At 45.1% G+C, this 17,801-nt stretch carries 5 protein-coding genes; 3 read left to right on the top strand and 2 right to left on the bottom strand.

Features of this window, described 5'->3' with window-relative positions; all coding sequences use genetic code 11:
* Window positions 1-9: 9 nt before the first annotated feature.
* Together rtxC and rtxA are read left to right on the top strand one after the other, a co-directional pair.
* Entirely contained in the window at window positions 10-471 is a 462-nt protein-coding gene (gene rtxC / locus M4S28_RS19490) for an RTX toxin-activating lysine-acyltransferase RtxC (RefSeq protein WP_102436863.1), read from the top strand.
* A gap of 21 nt (window positions 472-492) precedes the next feature.
* Window positions 493-15,120 carry an MARTX multifunctional-autoprocessing repeats-in-toxin holotoxin RtxA gene (gene rtxA, locus M4S28_RS19495; protein WP_249633578.1) on the top strand — a complete coding sequence of 4,876 codons (14,628 nt, stop codon included), beginning with the start codon at window positions 493-495 and terminating at the stop codon, window positions 15,118-15,120.
* 58 nt (window positions 15,121-15,178) lie between these two features.
* Here the strand turns inward: rtxA and M4S28_RS19500 are convergent, their stop codons facing one another.
* The gene (locus M4S28_RS19500; protein WP_054541625.1) at window positions 15,179-15,610 is read right to left on the bottom strand and encodes a PACE efflux transporter; all 432 of its coding nucleotides are present in this window, start codon (window positions 15,608-15,610) and stop codon (window positions 15,179-15,181) included.
* 130 nt (window positions 15,611-15,740) lie between these two features.
* Between M4S28_RS19500 and M4S28_RS19505 the strand changes: the two genes are divergently transcribed.
* Window positions 15,741-16,631: a LysR family transcriptional regulator gene (locus M4S28_RS19505; protein ID WP_249633579.1), complete on the top strand. Its 891-nt coding sequence runs from the start codon at window positions 15,741-15,743 to the stop codon at window positions 16,629-16,631.
* A gap of 78 nt (window positions 16,632-16,709) precedes the next feature.
* Here M4S28_RS19505 and arsB read toward each other — a convergent pair whose 3' ends face one another.
* On the bottom strand, window positions 16,710-17,765 hold the full coding sequence (gene arsB / locus M4S28_RS19510) for an ACR3 family arsenite efflux transporter (protein WP_249633580.1): 1,056 nt from the start codon (window positions 17,763-17,765) through the stop codon (window positions 16,710-16,712).
* Between the last annotated feature and the right edge of the window lie 36 nt (window positions 17,766-17,801).

A 17,801-nucleotide genomic window follows, 5' to 3' on the forward strand; every position in this document is an offset into this window, starting at 1 on the left:
ATAGAGCCTATGTCTATTACACATCAATCAGCAAATCTTACCTTAGCTCAAATTAAAAATTTAATTGGTGGGGTGATGTTGTTAAGTCAGCATTCTCCTCTCCACAGCAGATACGTTGTTGCTGAATGGCAGCAGCGCATTATGCCGGCGTTTGAGCTAAACCAGTTTTGCTATTACGAAGATGAACAAGGTCGCCCAATTGCATTTTGTAATTGGGCGTTTTTGTCTGAGCAGAGTCGAGATGCACTGCTATCAGGGGATCGAGAAATCTCTTTATCTGACTGGAGGTCCGGTCAGCATATTTATATTCCAGAGATGATAGCGCCATTCGGGCATGGTCGAGAGGTCGTAAATGACCTTCGACGCCGTGTATTCCTTCCGTGGAAGGGGCAGAAAGTTTGCACTGTCCGCGGCAAGGTCGATGTTCAAAATGATCGCTGTATCAGAAAAGTACAGTGGTTTTCTATTTAACCCAAATTTAGAGTTTTTTTTATGGGAAAACCATTTTGGAGAAGTGTTGAATACTTCTTTACAGGGAACTATTCCGCCGATGAAGGTAACAACAACATTGTTGCTATCGGTTTTGGCGGCGAAATACATGCTCGTGGAGGTGATGATCACGTCACTGTCGGTTCAATTGGGGCGACGGTTTATACGGGTAGCGGAAATGATACGGTAGTAGGTGGTGCGGCATATCTAAGAGTAGAAGACTCTGTTGGCAACCTAAATGTAAAAGGTGCTGCCGGGTATGCGGACATTAACAAAAGTGGCGATGGAAACGTTTCATTCGCTGGCGCTGCTGGCGGAGTTTCTATTGATCATCTAGGTAATCGCGGTGACGTAAACTATGGCGGTGTTGCTGCATATAATGGGATAACCCGTAAAGGCCTAAGTGGTAATGTGACATTTGGTGGTGCTGGTGGCTATAACAGCCTTTGGCATGAAACAAACCAAGGTAACTTATCTTTTACTGGAGCTGGGGCCGGTAACAAACTTGATCGAACTTGGTTCAATAAATACCAGGGTTCTCGCGGTAATGTGACGTTTGATGGTGTTGGCGCTGCTAACAGTATTAGCTCACGAGTAGAAACGGGTAATATCACTTTCCGTGGTGCTGGTGCCGATAACCATCTCGTTCGAAAAGGTAAAGTCGGTGATATAACATTGCAGGGTGCGGGCGCATCAAACCGTATTGAACGTACGCGACAATCGGATGATGTCTATGTGGAAACACGTGGCAACATTCGCTTTGAAGGTGTTGGCGGATACAACAGTATCTATTCTGATGTGGCACACGGTGATATCCATTTCTCTGGAGGCGGAGCTTACAACAAGATTACCCGTAAAGGGTCTGGTAACGATTTCAAAGACGAAGGGTTAGCCAATGCCAATGCCGATGAGATCGTTCTGACTACTGCACAAATGCATGGGTTATCGATTGGTAACGGGAATAAGTTCCATTCTGTTAAGGCAATAAAATCAGAACGAGAGGCAAATACTTACTTGTTTGCTATCGCTGATGGTACTTACACCAAAATTAATAAAATTCGTCTCTATAATGACTCGGAAACTGGAAATCTTAAGTACTACTCAGAAGCTTGGTATAAGCGTGGAAATCATTTAACTAGCCTTGCTCGATCCGATGTTTCTGGTTCAGGTGGATTTGAGTCAAATCCAATCAATGGCGGCTACACCCTATCTAATATCGAACTCGAACATCAACAAGTGTTTACGATTCATGCTATTGAGAAAGACCTGACTGAATATGAATGGGTTACATACGCAAACGGTGCCTTAATCGATGCTGAAGATGTTGTTTTGGCCGATGCAAAAATGGGTGGCCATGCTATTTCTACAAATGGCACAACAGTTGATGTTAAAGGTGTTAAGTCAAATCGCAAATCAAACACGTATGTATATGCGAAAGTGCTTGGCCCTTATACAAAAATTGTGGTGGTTGAATTAGCGAATGATTCAGACACTGGCGAGTTAAAGTACCAGGCCCGCTCTTGGTACAAAGAAGGTAATTACACCGGAAATTTGGCCAATGAGGATATTTCGTCAGCAAATGGTTATCACTCAATGGGTCGAGGTGGATATTCGCTGAGTGATCTTCAGTACAGTGTAAATGCGGTAAGAAGTACTAGCGAAACGGTCGCAGATATTGACGAGTACAATGAACAAGCATTGATCAAACCTGCTACCGATACCGGTGAAAGCTCAGGAGATGTGCGTTTTAATGGTGTTGGTGGTGGTAACGTCATCAAATCCAATGTTACCCGCGGTGATGTTCATTTTAATGGTGGAGGGATTGCCAACGTCATCCTTCACAGCTCTAAGTTTGGTGATACTGAATTTATTGGTGGTGGCGCGGCTAACGTTATTGTTAAAAGTGGCGATGAAGGCGATCTCACTTTCCGTGGTGCTGGCTTGGCTAACGTATTAGTCCATCAGAGCAAGCAAGGCAAAATGGATGTCTATGCAGGCGGTGCGGTCAATGTATTGGTTCGTATTGGTGATGGCGAATATTTAGCTCACTTACTTGCTTATGGCAATATTTCAGTTCACAAAGGTAACGGTAATAGTCGTTTGACTATGCTAGGCGGCTACAACACGCACACCCAAATTGGTTCTGGCAACGGGCTGTGGTTAGCGGTCGGTGGCTTTAATGTCATGACACAGGTTGGTAAGGGTGACATCGCATCTGTACTTGTCGGTGGCGCGAATGTCATGACTAAAGTGGGTGACGGTGACCTCACGGCAGGTATGCTTGGTGGTGCCAATATCATTACTCATATTAGCGGTGATGATACGGCCTCAAATACGACCGCAGTCGCACTTGGTGGTGCAAACATCCTAACCAAAAAAGGCAATGGCAATGCGCTTGCCGTTATGGGAGGAGGCGCTAACGTACTTACACATGTTGGTGATGGCTCGACAACTGGCGTCATGGTTGGTGGGGCGAACATTCTAACCAAGGTGGGCGATGGTGATACCACTGGCATTATGTTGGGTATTGGTAACGTACTGACTCATGTCGGCGATGGCCAAACAATTGGCGTAATGGGTGCTGCGGGTAATATCTTCACCAAAGTAGGCGACGGCACTTCGATAGCCGCTATGATCGGCGTAGGCAATATCTTCACTCACGTTGGTGAAGGCAACGCGTGGGCGCTAATGGGTGGCCTAGGCAATGTATTTACCAAGGTTGGTCATGGTGATGCATTAGCGCTTATGGTCGCGGAAGCCAATGTCTTTACGCATATTGGTGACGGTACAACAGTCGCATTAATGGTGGCGAAAGGTAATATCGCAACCAAAGTGGGCAATGGTACTTCGATAGCCGCGATGGTAGGTAACGCAAATATATTCACTCAGGTGGGTAACGGCAGCACGTTTGCTGCAATGCTTGGCCAAGCCAATATCATGACTAAAGTGGGTAATGACCTAACTGCTGCATTAATGATCGGTAAAGCGAATATCTATACTCACGTTGGTGATGGCACAAGCTTAGGTTTATTTGCTGGCGAACTAAACGTGATGACGAAAGTGGGTAATGGAACAACCTTAGCCGCGATGTTTGGTAAAGCAAACATTATGACTCACGTAGGAGATGGTCTTACTGGCGTACTAGCCCTTGGTGAAGCGAATATCATAACGAAAGTCGGTGATGACTTCATGGGTGTTGTCGCAGCTGCGAAAGCAAACGTAGTGACCCATGTTGGTGATGCAACAACCGCAGCTGTGTTGGCGGGTAAAGGTAATATCTTAACCAAAGTTGGTGAAGGAACCACCGTTGGTTTACTGATATCAAAAGTGGGTAATGTCATGACCCATGTGGGTGATGGTACGACTATTGGTTTGGCGAAAGGTAAAGCTAACATCATCACAAAAGTGGGCGATGGATTAGGCGTTAACGTGGCCTGGGGACAAGCAAATATCTTCACTCACGTCGGTGACGGTGATCGATACAACTTCGCCAAAGGTGAAGCGAACATCATTACCAAAGTAGGTGATGGCCAAGAAGTTTCTGTGGTTCAAGGTAAGGCGAATGTCATTACTCACGTCGGTAATGGCGATGATTACACGGGAGCTTGGGGCAAAGCGAATATCATTACGAAAGTGGGTGATGGCCGTAATGTTGTTTTAGCGAAAGGTGAAGCGAACATCATTACTCAAGTGGGTGACGGAGATAGCTTCAACGCACTTTGGAGCAAGGGCAATATTGTCACTAAAGTCGGTGATGGTATGCAGGTCACGGCTGCGAAAGGTAAAGCTAACATTACGACAACCGTGGGTAATGGCCTGAGTGTAACGGCGGCCTATGGTGATGCGAATATCAACACCAAAATTGGTGACGGTATTTCAGTTAACGTTGCATGGGGCAAATATAACGTCAACACCAAAGTGGGTGACGGTCTAAATGTTGCGGTGATGAAAGGCAAAGCAAACGTGAATATTCACGTAGGTGATGGCTTAGGGATTAACGCTTCTTATGCCAGAAATAACGTTGCTATCAAAGTGGGTAACGGTGATTTCTATAGCCTAGCCGTCGCGTCAAGTAACACGAGCAGCAATAAGCTTTCCGCACTGTTTGATAATATTAAACAAACTCTTCTTGGAGTGGGTGGCAGCCAAGCGATTAATTACCTAGTTCAAGGTGATGAAGCTTCGTCATCAGGAATTCAGAAAGGGCGAGGTGCTATTTCAACGCCTGAAATCACGAAACTTGATGGTTTCGCTCTGGATGAAATCGAAGAAGTAGGTTCCGAACTAGGAGACGGGCTAAGTGGAAGCGTGACTAACGTTGAAACGCCTGATCTCAGCAGCATGGAAAATGAACTCAACATCGAAGAGTCTTCAGATCAAGCGCAAGCGCCTAACCTGATCGTTAACGGCGATTTTGAACAAGGTGGCGACGGTTGGGAATCTACTCATGGCGTAGAAGCATCATATTCAAGTAGCGCTTATGGCGTAAGTGGCGAAGGCCATGGCTCACGTGTAACAGAGCTAGATACTTATACTAATACAAGTCTTTCTCAAGATTTAACGGATTTAGCGGAAGGTGAAGTCATTGCGGTTAGCTTTGATTTTGCGAAGCGTGCAGGCATTTCAAGCAATGAAGGCATAGAGGTTCTCTGGAACGGTGATGTTGTATTCTCAACCTCTGGCGATGAAGCAGCTTGGCAACAAAAAACACTTAAGTTGACTGCAAATTCTGGCAGCAACCGAATAGAATTCAAAGGCACAGGCCATAATGATGGGTTGGGCTATGTTTTAGATAATGTGGTGGCGAAATCTGAAACGTCACACCAAGCTAATGCCGTTGCCGATAATGCGGAACAAAATCAAGCTGCAAAAAATGCAATGTCTGACAAAGAACGAGCGGAAGCCGATCGCCAGCGTTTAGAGCAAGAAAAGCAGAAACAACTTGAAGCTGTATCAGGTTCTCAGGCTCAATTAGAATCAACCGATCAAGAAGCATTAGAGAGTAATTGTCAAGCGCAGCGCGACGCTGTGAACGAAGAGTCTGAAGCGGTAACTAAAGATTTAACGGCAATGGCTCAAGGCCTTGATGTACTTGACAACAAAGCTGAGTATACGGGAGTGTCTGGTGATCATTGGCGCGATCGTTTTGCTGGTGGTCTTCTAAAGGATGTACAAACCCAATTAGACAATGCCAAAGATGTGTCTGGCGAGCAGATCGCCGATGCGAAACAGGCTCATAAAGACAACCAAAAGAACGTCAACGATTCGGTGGCTAAATCAGAAGCAGGCGTTGCGAAAGGCGAAGATAATCGTTCTAGTGCAGAGCAAGATATTGCGGACGCTAAAGCCGATGCTGATGCACGTAAAGCAGAAGCGACCACGAAAACCAATGAAGCTAAACAAGCTGAATCGAATGCCAATAATTCAGCTAGAGACGCTGAAGAACGTGGTAATAGTGATGCAAGAAATGCTGAAAATAAAGCACATCAAGCACAAGCGGACGCGAAAGGTTCTAAGCAAAATGAAAGTGATCGCCCTGATCGTCAAGGTGCCTCTGGCAGCGGCTTATCTAATGAAAGTCACTTTACTCAAAGTGAAGAGACAACCAGTAGCGATGTCGACACGGTAAATCCACAGAGTGCCGATGGTCGATTCAGTGAAGGATTAACCGATCAAGAACAAGAAGCGTTAGACGGTGCGGTACAAGCCGTAAATCGACTACAAATCAATGCAGGCATTCGTTCTAAAAATACCGGAAGCTCAGTCATTTCTCTGTTCACTGAGAGCAATGCCGATAGCATTGTGCTGCCAACTACGCACTCTCAGGATGTGGCTCGAAAAGAGATCCGTATTTCAGGGGTTAATCTTTACGGGTTGGGCGAAACGGCTGATGTTTCAGCTTCGATAACGAAAAACGTAGACGGTTTTAAATTCTCATTACTTGGTCCTGACGATGTGAGATTTGTCGACTCGACTAAGAGACATCTTGGCAAACTTTCAACTGATTTACCTAGCAAAGAGCTGAAAGCTGTAAGAAGTCACATTCAGTCAATTCAGCGTATTCCATCTGAAAGTAACCTTGCTGTATTAGAGCTAGCTGTTGAACAATGGCAGCAAAATAATCCGAAAGAATTTGCTCAACGCGGTGAGATGGTTAAGACACTTCAGTTTGAAATTGTGTCGTTGCAAAGCCATATTCAGAAAAACCGTTCGAAGGATGCAGGTATCTTTGGTATTGCAATCGATCCAAAATCTGTCGAAGCGTTTGAGTCTAAGGTCGTGTTTGATGGTGTTGGCCGTGTAATTGGTTTAGTTGAACCTCTAGCTGATGCCCAAATTAATAGCTTAAAGTCTCTTGAAGTGGTTTCTCCGACTCTGACGAATTCAACATCGGACAGAGAAACGGCAAAAACTGAAAGTGAGAGTATTGTTGAGTTTATTTATAAATTAGGTCAGGTAGAGAGTACAGAAACCTCTACGAGTGAAATAAACAAGTTAGCAGAGCAAGCTAAGACGCTATGGATGAGCGGTAATGTGACTCAAGACAGCGCCGTTAAGCTGTTTACGGAAGCTAATGACAAGCTTGCTGCGCACCCTAAACTTCAAGTTTTGGCAAGCAAGTTGCTTTTTGATGCAAAGAAAGAAAAAGAAATAGGTCAGTACTTTGATAACTTGTTTGGACGCCGTTTTGATTCTGAAATAGCTCATGAGTTGGTAAAAACACCGACAGATAAAGCGATTAATACTTCAGCTCAAATCGGGAATAGCTTAGTTAATGATTTCGACGAGTGGATGCATAGCCTGTTACCGGACGCGGCGGATGACGTCCTGAGAGCTGAGCGAATCCAGACAAAAATGGAAGAATTTGCCCAAGCGATAGCTCAAGATGAGCGACCATGGTTTAGCCGAGTACCTACCTTAACTCAATTCTTAGATACACCGAGCCATGCCAACTTCAAGACCATGATGACACAGGTTGATGATGGTTTCGGAGTGATTAAAGTTCCTTTCCTTGCTGTAAAAATGGCAATTACCCCTGGCTTGGGGATGGAAATGGCTCCGTGGAAAGCTGAAGGCGATCGTTTTTATCAAAATGTGATCACCAAAGCTCGCTCAACCAATACAGTAATCTCATCAGGGGTTGATGGTGAAAACCAAGTCAACCTTATTGAAAAGAAAACCAGTGATTATGGTACAGCGCTTCATTACCAGCCGAAGGGCGATACTTACGATGACTTTAAAGAAGGTCGTAGTGTTGCGGATGGTCGAATTCTTAACCCGGGCAAAAAGACAACCTTTGAAAGCAATGCGTTGAATAATGGTCTCTCGGTAGTGACGGGCGCGTCGGGTTCAACCAATATCATGACCCACTTGAACCAATATATTGCGAGTAAGAATCCAGGATTCTCTGTTGATCAAGCGTATCTGAATACATTGTCTTTCCTAGTCTTTGACGGCGGTCACTCAGTCAACGAGAGTCTTGCTGTGTACAAGGCTCTTCAGGAAACGGGAGATGATCGCAAAGCTGTACTGGAAAGCTATACCGCTAATTATCAGGATCTGATAGATCTAGTTGATGATAGCTCGAAGGGCACAGTGCGTGATGCGTTGGACAACGCCCTGGGTAAAACTCTTGAGTTCTACAAAGAGCACGCAAACTCCGCATCAAACGAGTTAGAAGCTCTTGGTGGTAAGCGTAAACCTATTTCAGAACGGAACAAAGAAAACGTAGCGATTGAAAATGATGGTACACCACCGCGCGACAAAGAGTCTGTTAGCCCGTTAACTCGATTCCTAAACAATGAGTTGTTCGGAACTAAAGATGCTCGTCGTAAGGTTGGTGATATCACCGAAACATTGCTAGGGTTTGCTGTCGAAAAAGGCGAGTCTCAAAAAGTGACTCTGAAAGGTGAAGCTGGTCGTTTGTCAGGATACTTCCATAAGGGGGCTAAAGCATCTGAAGGCGAAGAGAGTGTTGGGAACGGTAAAGTAGTGCTGTTCTTACACGGTTCTGGTTCATCCTCAGAAGAACAAGCGAGCGCAATTCGCAGTCATTATCACAAGCAAAATATTGATATGTTGGCTGTTAACATGCGTGGTTATGGCGAAAGCGACGGTGGGCCGAGTGAAAAAGGTCTCTATCAAGATGCCCGTACTATGTTCAAGTATCTCGTGAATGATAAGGGTATAGACCCAAGTAACATTATTATTCACGGGTACTCTATGGGCGGTCCGATTGCGGCTGATCTCGCGCGTTTCGCTGCTCAAAATGGTCAAGCTGTTTCGGGCTTGTTATTGGATAGACCAATGCCGAGCATGACCAAAGCGATCACTGCGCATGAAGTGGCGAATCCGGCAGGAATTGTTGGAGCTTTGTCTAAAGCGGTCAATGGCCAGTTTTCCGTAGAGAAAAACTTGAAAGGTTTACCGAAAGATACGCCGATCATGCTGTTAACTGATAATGAAGGTTTAGGCGGTGAAGGTGAGAAGCTTCGTGCCAAGCTAGCGGTATCTGGCTTTAATGTGACCGGTGAGCAAACCTTCTATGGCCACGAGGCGAGTAATCGCTTGATGAGCCAGTACGCGGATCAAATTGTCTCGGGTTTGTTCAATGCAGAGCAAGCGGCGATAGAAGCGGGCGAAGTGCTTAAAGGACTACAGGAAGACTTTAAACGCTATGGCGACGCGCTGAAACCGGATACTAACGTACCAGGAAAATCGAAAGACATTCGTACCACCAAAGATTTCCTAAATGGTTACAAAAACGACCATGCGAAGGACACCGTTGATGGCTTCTACTCAGATATGAGCATCAAGCAACTGGTGGATCTGTTTGTTAAGGGCAACTGGAGTGCAGAGCAAAAAGGTGCGCTTGCTTGGGAAATCGAAAGTCGTGCACTGAAAGTGACGTTCCAGAACAAATCTGAGAAGTATAACCGACTGTTCCGTGAGATTGCCTCTGTTGGAGTGGTGGATGCGAAAGCTACCGAGCAACTCGCACCGCAGTTAATGCTGTTGAACCTATCGAACGACGGTTTTGGTGGACGCTGTGATCCACTCTCTAAACTTGTTCTGGTTGCGAAACAGTTAGAAAGCGATGGTCAAACTGGCGTTGCAAGACAACTGCTGGAGAAAATGTATTCTGCGGCGGCGGTGCTGAGCAATCCAACGCTTTACTCCGACAGTGAAAAAGCCAATGCAAGCAAGTTGCTCAGCAGCTTGGCTGCGATTCATGCTAAGAACCCAATGCATGATACTTCTATGAAAGTATGGCAGGAAAAGCTGGAAGGGAAGCAAGCGCTGACCGTAAACGGTGTGGTTGAAAAGATCACCGATGTATCGGCTAACGGTAAACCTGTGTTGTTGGAACTTGATGCGCCGGGTCACGCGATGGCGGCTTGGGCAAAAGGCTCAGGAGAGGATCGTGTTTACGGTTTCTATGATCCAAATGCGGGCATCGTTGAGTTCTCGTCCGCAGAGAAATTTGGTGCCTACCTAACGCGTTTCTTCGGTAAGTCCGACCTGAACATGGCTAAAAGCTACAAGCTGGGTAAAAACGATGCAGGTGAGGCGATCTTCAACCGCGTGGTAGTGATGGATGGCGATACGTTGGCTACTTACAAGCCGACATTGGGTGACAAGACGACATTGCAGGGAATTCTTGATTTACCTGTCTTTGACGCAACACCAATTAAGAAGTCAACAGAAGTAAAAGTAACGGACCTTGAATCGTTAGGAAACAAGACAAAATTAGTCGTTGATTTGTCTACCATTATGACAAAGCAAGAGTTGAAAGATGGCGGTAAAGTCTTTGCTAAACCGATTGGTGCTTCTTATCAAGCCATCTTGGATCAAGTTGAATTAGTGCATAGTTCTATTGGTCGAGATCAGGTGGGGGCGAGTTTTGAACTGAACAAGCAGATCAATAATTATTTGGCCGAACATCCAACCTCTGGACGTAACCTTGCGTTGACGACATTGAAAGAGCAAGTAAACACAGCGCTGTTCAGTGGCAAGATGAAAGTAACCCAAGAGAGCATTGATGCTATTGCACAGACGCGAACTGATTTGGCCGCTCGTATTTATGTTGTTGCTATGGAAGAAGCAAATGGCGAGCATGTTGGCCTAACGGACATGATGGTGCGCTGGGCTAATGAAGACCCATACTTATCGCCAAAACAAGGTTATGCAGGAGAAACTCCGAGTGACTTGGGCTTTGACGCGAAGTATCACATCGAGCTTGGTGAACAGTATTCTGACTTTAAACTATGGTTAGAAAAGTCACAGTCTGCTGACTTGCTTAGTAAAGCTGTTTTGGATGAGGCAACACAAACCGTTCACCTTGGCTATAGCTATCAGGAGCTTCAGGATTTGACGGGGGTTGAGTCGGTACAAATGGCTTTCTACTTCTTGAAAGAAGCCGCTAAAAAGTCTGACTCAACGACCAGTGATTCCGCTGAAATGATATTGCTGAAAAAATTCGCTGATCAAGGCTATATATCTCAGCTTGAGACAGATCGTATGGATCACATTGAGGGTATATATCGCAGCAGTCATGAGACCGACGTTGACAATTGGGATCGCCGTTATTCTGGTGCTGGTTATGATGAGTTAAGCGACAAGCTTGCGGGTGCGAACGGCGGTGTTGAAGAACAATTGTCAGTACTTCTCAACGAGCGCAAAGGCCTCTTAATTGGGGAAGTTCATGGAAGCGATGTGAATGGTCTGCGCTTTGTTAATGAACAAATGGACGCGCTCAAAAAGCAAGGTGTGACAGTCATCGGCTTAGAGCATCTTCGTTCCGACCTTGCCCAACCACTGATCGACAACTATTTGTCCACAGGCATTATGTCTAGTGAGTTGAGTGCAATGATCAAAACTAAGCATTTAGATATTACGTTGTTTGAAAACGCCCGTGCTAACGGGATGCGTATTCTTGCTCTAGATGCAAATAGTACAGCGCGACCTACAGTTCAAGGTACAGATCATGGCTTGATGTACCGTGCTGGTGCTGCGAACAACGTTGCCGTCGATGCATTGCAAGCTCTTCCTGATGGCGAAAAGTTTGTCGCTATCTACGGGAAAGCGCACTTGCAGTCACATAAAGGCATCGAAAGCTTTGTTCCAGGTATTACCCATCGTTTAGGGTTGCCTGCACTTAAAGTGAGTGCCTCGGATCAGTTTGTCATCGAACAAGATGATAAGACTTTACGTACTGTCTACGATGATGTGGCGAACAAACCTAAGATTGATTTCCGAGCAAGCTTAAATGGCTCGGATGACACGGTTAAAAACAAAGACGTTAACAGTTGGGAACGCCTCATAGTATCCCCTCAATCTGACGGTGGTGAAACGCGTTTTGACGGTCAAATCATTATTCAAATGGAGAATGATTCTTCGGTTTCCAAAGCAGCTGAAAATTTAGCAGGCAAACATCCAGATAGTACCGTGGTTGTTCAGCTAGACTCAGACGGTAATTATCGTGTGGTTTACGGTGACCCGTCTAAGTTACCTAAAGACAAGTCAACTGGACAATTACGTTGGCAACTAGTTGGTCATGGTCGTGATGAATCTGAAAACAATAATACTCATCTAAGCGGTTACAGCGCAGATGAGTTAGCCGTGAAACTAGCAGCGTTCAATCAAGCGTTTAGTGAGGCTGAAAATGTCAAGGCTAGCCCTGATTATATTAGTGTAGTCGGTTGTTCGTTAATCAGTGATGACAAACAAAATGGCTTCGGAAGACTTCTTATTCAATCGATGGGTGACAACGATATCCGTAGCGATGTTTCTGTCCGTAGCTCAGAAGTTGCTGTTGACTCGAATGGTCGTAAACATACCCATGACGAAAATGGTCATTGGGTACAAAAAGAGAAAAGCAACAAAGTGACACTTAGCTGGGATGAACAAGGCGAAGTGACCGAAAAACATGAACGTATAAGAAATGGTATCGCAGAAGGAGACATCGATCTTTCTCGCGTAGGTACCAGCGACGTTGATGAGACCGCTCGCGGCGCAATTGCTGAAAACAGTGATGTGTTCAATGCACCAGAAAAACGCAAGAATGATACAGAGTCCTCATCATCTGGTAGCAGTAAGAGCAAGCTCAGTTATTCTGGCAATATCCAAGTTAATGTCGGTGATGGTGAGTTTACTGCAGTTAACTGGGGCACTTCGAACGTTAGCGTTAAAGTCGGCACTGGTGGCTTTAAATCTCTAGCTTTTGGTGACAACAATGTGATGGTTCACGTTGGTGACGGGGAAAGTAAACATAGCTTTGATATTGGCGGATATCAAGCTCTAGAAGGCGCACAGATGTTCATCGGTAATCGTAATGTGAGCTTCAATTTGGGGCAAAGCAACGACCTTATTGTGATGATGGATAAATCAATTCCTACGCCTCCTCTGGTTAATCCGTTTGACGGCGCCTCTCGAATCTCTGGTGTGTTAAAAAGCATAGCGAGTTCAGGTGAAGGTCAAGATTGGTTGGCTGCTCAAGAGCAGCAGTGGACATTATCTGGGGCTAAAAAGTTCGTTAAAGATATGTCTGGCTTAGATCAGAGTAGCAGTGTTGATTACACAAGCTTGGTTGACTTAGATTCTCAAAACGAACGCAGTAGCCGCGGCTTGAAAAATGACGTTGAAGCGACGTTAAACAAGCAATACAACCAGTGGTTAGGCGGAAGTGATAACTCTGACTCAAGCAAAATGAGCCGTGCAGATAAGTTCCGACAAGCGAATGAGAAGCTAGCGTTTAACTTTGCTGTTGGTGGCCAAGGCGCTGATATTCAAGTGACGACGGGTAACTGGAACTTTATGTTCGGTGATAATATTCAGTCGATTCTTGATACCAATTTGGGTTCGTTGTTTGGTCTTATGACTCAACAATTTTCCACAACGGGGCAAGCTAAAACAACGTTTACTTACAGCCCCGAGGATCTTCCTCGTCAGTTAAAAAACAAGCTTCTAGGCCAACTTGCCGGTGTAGGTGCAGAGACGACGCTAGGTGATATCTTCGGTGTGGATTACACAGCTGCAGGGCATATTGTGTCTCGTACTGGCGAATCAGTAGATGGTGTCGCAATCCTAAAAGAAATGCTGGAAGTTGTTGGTGAGTTTAGTGGCGATCAATTACAAGCCTTCGTTGACCCAGCTAAGTTGCTAGACAGCCTAGAGTCGGGCATCAATATGGGTGCTGACGGCATTAAGACGTTCGCAGAAACACACGGCTTGAAGGAAAAAGCACCGGAAGAGGAAGAAGATAATTCATCCGTTTCTGTCAATGGCACTAATGTCGCTGGAGCTCAGGATAACGGCGATGCAATAACGGCAGATAGCTCCGCTAAAGAAGATCGTGCATTTGGTTTTAATTCGCTAAATCTACCTAATTTGTTTGCGACCATTTTCAGTGAAAATAAGCAAACAGAAATGAAATCTCTGGTGGAAAACTTAAAAGAAAACCTGACGGCTGATCTACTGAATATGAAGGAGAAAACATTTGATTTCCTTCGTAATAGCGGTCACTTGCAAGGCGATGGAGACATCAACGTTTCTTTAGGCAATTACAACTTCAATTGGGGTGGTGATGGTAAAGATCTCGGCGCGTATCTCGGAGATAACAATAACTTCTGGGGTGGTCGAGGTGATGATGTCTACTATGCGACAGGAACATCTAATATCTTTACCGGCGGTGAAGGCAATGATATGGGCGTGCTAATGGGACGTGAAAATATGATGTTCGGTGGCGAAGGCAATGATACTGCCGTCGTTGCTGGACGAATCAATCACGTCTTCTTGGGCGCGGGTGATGATGAGTCGTTTGTCTTTGGTGAAGGCGGCGAAATTGACACTGGAACTGGCCGTGATTATGTCGTCACATCTGGTAACTATAACCGTGTTGATACAGGCGGCGACCAAGACTACTCAGTTACGATTGGTAATAATAACCAAGTTGAGTTAGGGGCTGGTAATGACTTCGCCAATGTCTTTGGCAATTACAACCGTATCAATGCTAGTGGCGGCAATGATGTTGTTAAGTTAATGGGTTATAACGCGGTGCTCAACGGTGGCGAAGGTGATGATCACCTAATTGCTGCTGCGCTTTCTAAGTTCAGCCAGTTCAATGGTGGCGAAGGAAGTGACGTGATGGTACTTGGTGGATTCCAAAATACCTTCAAGGGCGGCACTGGCGTAGATAGCTTTGTTGTAAGTGGTGACGTAATTGACAACCTCGTTGAAGACATTCGCAGCGAAGACAACATTGTTTTCAATGGGATTGACTGGCAGAAATTGTGGTTAGAACGCAGTGGCTATGATCTTAAATTGTCGATACTGCGAGATCCTGAAAGTGATACTGATCAAGCCAAGTTTGAACACATTGGTTCTGTCACTTTCAATGATTACTTCAATGGTAACCGTGCGCAAGTTGTTGTGGCGATGGGAGATCAAGGCACATCCCAAGATCATACTGTGTTGTCCAATAATGCGGTTGATGCATTGGTTCAAGCTATGAGCGCTTTTGAGCCTCAGGCTGGTGATAATGGCTTTATCGATAACCTTGATAGTAAATCTCGCGTTGCGATTACAACAGCATGGTCCGATGTATCTAAAGGGAACAGTGCTATCTCGTAGCAAATAATCTCTACTTTAGGCAAATAATATGAGCCGTCTTCTTTTGAAGACGGCTTTATTAATTCAGCACACTTACTTTTCCTTTCGCTACCAATTGATCTCGAACCGAGTCGTATGCCCAGTTGAACGCAATCGCGTAAAGTACGAAGAAAATAACTAGGCCGATGTCCATGATCAGTACGGTTAGGAAGTCGAGTTGTAGAACCCACATCAAGACAGGCAAAGTCACTGTCATCAAGCCAAGTTCAAAACCTAATCCGTGCAGAATACGTGTTTTCTTAGTTCTTTTGCTTCGGTCTGCTCCGTAAATTTTGTCGTAGCCATAGTTGTAAACGTAGTTCCACGCCATCGCTATCAATGATATTGCGAGCGCTAAGCCTGCCATTTCACCTGCGCCGTTTCCTGTAATATAGGTTGCAAGCCCTGCCATCAAAATCAAAGCAACCAATTCAAATAGCACCATGTGCAACATGCGTTCTTTATGTGACATTTTTCTAACTCTCTTTACGATTAAATAGCCGTCGATGGGCTAATGACTTGGCTAGATAATATCTAGTTAAGTGATAACATAAAGATAGTTATTATCACATTTAGTGATAATAAGTTTTGGGAGAAACCGAATGTACAACATTGAACAGCTGAAAATGTTTGTGTATGCCGTTGAATTAGGGTCATTTTCTGCCAGTGCTCGTCATTTGGGTAAGGTTCAGTCGGCGGTGAGCCAAGGCATCAGTAATCTTGAAATAGATTTTAATGTTGAGCTTTTTGATCGTTCGACTCGAAAGCCTTCATTAACCAAAGCGGGCGAGCAGTTATTTAAACAGGTGAAAGCGATCGTGCTGCAGGTTGAAGATCTGAATGTGACGGTTAGTGCGATGGGTAGCGGTGAAGAGGGGCTCATCAAAATTGCTTTAGATGATTCATTATTGGTCCCGAACCTATCTAAGATCCTTAGTCAGTTCAGTAAACAGTTCCCTGCGACGGAAGTCGAACTGGTTGCGTGTACCACGACAGAGGTCAATCCGTTGATTATCGAAGAGACAGCCGACATTGGATTAATGTTTACCAATTTGGCTTTTGATGTCGGTTCTGAGCCATGCTTTATCGGCCACCTACCGTTTATTGCTGTGTGTCATCCAAGTCATTCACTCGCAAAAACAGGTGTGGCGAAACTCACTGACTTACTCCCGCATCGTCAGTTAATGTTGAGGGGAGACAAAGGCAAGGTGATGGACCAGTTTCCACTGATGGCCGGTAAGGTATGGTGGTCAAACAGCTTTATTGTGATCAAAGAGATGGTACTCGGCAGCGATATTGGCTGGGCATACTTACCCAAGCACCTTGTCGAAGAGGAGCTGAACAAACAGCGTTTAGTGGAGATTAATGTCTCATTCGATCACAAAACATGGTCGCCGCCCGTTGATCTTGTTCTGTCTAAAACACGCTCGAAAGGCCCTGCGTTACTTTGGCTTGAACAAGCTTTGAAAGGCTTATTAGACGAAACTGAATAAAGAAAAGGCTCACCGCTTAGCGTGTGAGCCTTTCTGTTCAAAGTGATACTGATTTTTTGTAAGAGCTAGATGTAGATCCTAGACGCTAGGTTTAACCGTCTGACCGTTGTAGTACTTGTCTTTCATCTTAAGCGCCACGTTCACTAGGTAAATCAGTACAGGCACCTCAATCAGTGGACCGATAACGCCTGCAAACGCTTGGTCTGAGTTGATACCGAATACAGAGATTGCTACGGCAATGGCTAACTCGAAGTTGTTGCCTGTTGCTGTGATTGCGATTGACGCGTTCTTGTCGTATTCAATGCCCATCTTCTTACCAATGAAGAAGCTGATGAAGAACATCGCTGTGAAGTAGATAGTCAGTGGAACAGCAATCAATAATACGTCCATTGGCAGTTCAACAATCATCTCGCCTTTTAGGCTGAACATCAGAACGATCGTTGCCAGTAGTGCAATTAATGTGATTGGTGAGATGCGTGGAATGAACACATCGTTGTACCACTGCTCGCCTTTCATCGACACTAGGATCTTACGGCTTAAGAAGCCCGCTAGAAACGGGATACCTAGATAGATAAGTACACTGTGTGCAATATCGATCATTGAGATATCAACCATCATGCCTTCGTAACCAAATACAGGCGGTAGAACGCTGATGAATAACCACGCCATAAAGCTGTAAGTCACAACTTGGAATGCGCTGTTCAAAGCAACCAAAGCTGCGCCATACTCTTTGTTACCGCCGCCGATATCGTTCCAAACCAGAACCATCGCCACACAACGAGCAAGACCAATCAGAATTACGCCGACCATGTAACCTGGGTGGTCACCTAAGAATGTTAGCGCCAACACGAACATCAGAATAGGGCCAACAAGCCAGTTCATGATTAGAGATAGCTTGATGGCTTTCTTATCTTTGACCACGGTGCCTAATAGGTTGTAGTTAACCTTAGCAAGAGGCGGATACATCATTAAGATAAGGCCAATCGCAAGCGGAATGTTGGTGGTACCAACCGACATCGATTCATTCCACTGTTCGATCTGTGGGAACAGGGTGCCAAGCAATACACCAAGGCCCATGGCAATAAAGATCCACAGCGTTAAGTAGCGATCGAGAAAACCTAATTTTGGTTTCATTATATTGTCTCTTTGGTTGTTATCGTCAATCGTCGA

The sequence above is a fragment of the Vibrio sp. J383 genome, from assembly GCF_023503985.1.
In the GTDB taxonomy this organism is placed as follows: Bacteria; Pseudomonadota; Gammaproteobacteria; order Enterobacterales; family Vibrionaceae; genus Vibrio; species Vibrio splendidus.